Here is a 2,508-nt window from a genome sequence, read left to right on the forward strand (position 1 = left end):
CGGGGGTCCGGGACCGCGAAGCCCTCGTGATCCGCGAATGGACCGGCATCGTNTGGCGGTGGAGAAGACGGTGGCCTGGGCGACCACCCGCGATCCCGGTGCCGAGGGTGAGCCGGCGCAGCGCGCGCGGGCGACCCTCGCCCGCCACGAGGGCCGGTCGTTCGGGGAGATCGCCGAGGAGAGCGCGCAGGCGTGGGCCGTGCTGTGGGCCGACAGCGACGTACGCATCGACGGGCACGCCAAGGACGCGCTCGCGATGCACCTGGGCCTCTACCACCTGCTCATCGCGGCCAACCCGGAGGACCCGACGGTCAGCATCGGGGCGAAGTCGCTGTCGGGCGAGGGCTATCGCGGTCACGTCTTCTGGGACTCCGAGATCCTGCTGCTGCCGTTCTACCTCTACACACAGCCGGCGACCGCGCGCGCCCTGCTCAGCTACCGGCACGCCACGCTCCCGGGAGCGCGCGACAACTCCGCCGAGAACGGCACCCGCGGCGCGCAGTACGCCTGGGAGGCCGCGGCCACCGGCCACGAGGTGTGCCCGCTGTGGACCCCCGACGGCAAGGACCGGTTCTGGACCCGTGAGGAGGAGCTCCACGTCACCGCCGACGTCGCCTACGGCGTCATGCAGTACGTCGCCGCCACCGGCGACGAGGAGTTCCTGGTCGAGGCCGGAGCCGAGATCCTCTTCGAGACCAGCCGGTTCTGGGTCTCGCGGCTCGAGGCCCACCCCGACGGGAGCCTGGGCCTGAGCAAGGTGATGGGCCCCGACGAGTTCCACTCGCACGTCACGGACAACGCGTTCACCAACCGGCTGGTCCGCTGGCACCTGGAGCAGGCGGTCGCCGTGCATGCCCGTCTCGCGGAGCACGAGCCGGACCGTCTCGGCGAGCTCGCGGCCGCGCTCGACCTCAAGCCCGACGAGGTCGACGGGTGGGCCGCCGCGGCGACCCTGATCCGCGCGCCCATGGATCCCGACACGGGGCTGATCGAGCAGTTCGAGGGCTACTTCGAGCGCCAGGAGCTGCCGATCGAGACCTGGGACGACAACAACATGCCGCAGTACCCCGAGGGCTACCACCACCACAACCTCGAGGACACCAACCTGCTCAAGCAGCCCGACGTCGTGATGTTGATGTACCTGCTGCCCGACGAGTACTCCGCCGAGACGCAGCGGGTGAACTTCGAGTACTACGAGGCCCGCACGCTGCACAAGTCGTCCCTCAGCCCGCCGATCCACGCGATCGCCGGACTGCGGGTCGGCGACTCGCGGATGGCGGTGCAGTACTTCGAGCGCTCGGCGTACGTCGACCTCGACGACAACCAGGGCAACACCGCCGAGGGCATGCACATCGCGGCGGCCGGGGGCACCTGGCAGGTGGCCGTCCACGGCTTCGGCGGCATGCGCCTGCAGGACAGCCGTCTCTCCTTCGACCCCCACCTGCCCGAGCGCTGGGAACGGCTGGGTTTCACCGCCGTGTGGCGAGGGCGCAAGGTGACCGTCGACCTCGCCCACGACCTGGCTCGGTTCGCGCTGGCGGCCGACGACCCCGGCGGCGAGTCGGTCGAGATCCGGGTCCGCTCGACGCCGGTCGTGGTCACGACGGACGGGGTGGAGGTTCCGCTGGCGGGCTGATCGCGCGACGAGCCCGCCAGCTGGTCGAGGTCTGGGCCTCCTCCACCACCAAGGCGGGCACCGACATGGGAGCGGGACGGGTTTCCCCTTTCCACAGGCGGGGTTTCCGGTGTCGGGGTTGTGTCGGACGTCCTTGGGAGGATGCCGTCATGGATCTCGGAACCCGGCCCCGCTCGACAGCAGCTCTGCTGTCCGAGCTGCGTGCCGGGGGTCCGGGACCGCGAAGCCCTCGTGATCCGCGAATGGACCGGCATCGTCGCCTGGGCCTCCGATCACGTCGTCACCGGACCAGCGGGCGTTGCCACGATCACCGAGGGCTACCTCGACACCGGCATCTCGATCGCCGGGGAAGGTGCCCCGTTGGTCAGCGAGTTCGCGTTGATGGAGTTGGTCGCGGTCCTCGGCCGCACCCCGGATGGTGGGAAGGCGTACGTCGGGCGGGTGATCGAGTGCGCCTGGAGGTTGCCCCACGTCTACGACGCGGTCCTGGCCGGGAGGTTGGCGCCGTGGCGGGCCGAACGGAGCGCCGACCTCACCCGCCCCCTGAGCCCGGAGGCGGCGGCGTTCGTCGATAGGCAACTGTTCGCCGCCACCGGCGTCGGCTGGGCGCAGCTCGAACGCCTCGTCGCGGAGGCGGTGTTGAGGTTCGACCCCGAGAGGGCCGAAGCCGAACGACAGCAAGCAGCCGATCGGCGGCACTTCGACATCGGGGAGGTCGACCAGCACGGACTGGTCCAGATCGACGCGCTGTTGGATGCGGCGGACGGGCACGACCTCGACCAGGCCGTCGCCCGCCGGGCCGAGGTCCTCGGACGGCTCGGCGACCAGTCCTCGCTCGATGTGCGGCGGTCGAAGGCCGCTGCCGAGATCGC

2 protein-coding genes are annotated in these 2,508 nt (G+C 71.0%); both read left to right on the top strand.

The annotated features are described in order from the left end of the window. The first annotated feature begins 58 nt into the window (after positions 1 to 58). Positions 59 to 1,636: a glycosyl hydrolase family 65 domain-containing protein gene (locus FHP29_RS16155; RefSeq protein WP_158296597.1), complete on the top strand. Its 1,578-nt coding sequence runs from the start codon at positions 59 to 61 to the stop codon at positions 1,634 to 1,636. 231 nt (positions 1,637 to 1,867) lie between these two features. After that, a partial coding sequence (locus tag FHP29_RS21795) for a DUF222 domain-containing protein (protein ID WP_420813438.1) occupies positions 1,868 to 2,508 on the top strand: 641 nt, incomplete at its 3' end.

The sequence above is a fragment of the Nocardioides albidus genome (assembly GCF_006335005.1).
In the GTDB taxonomy this organism is placed as follows: Bacteria; Actinomycetota; Actinomycetes; order Propionibacteriales; family Nocardioidaceae; genus Nocardioides; species Nocardioides albidus.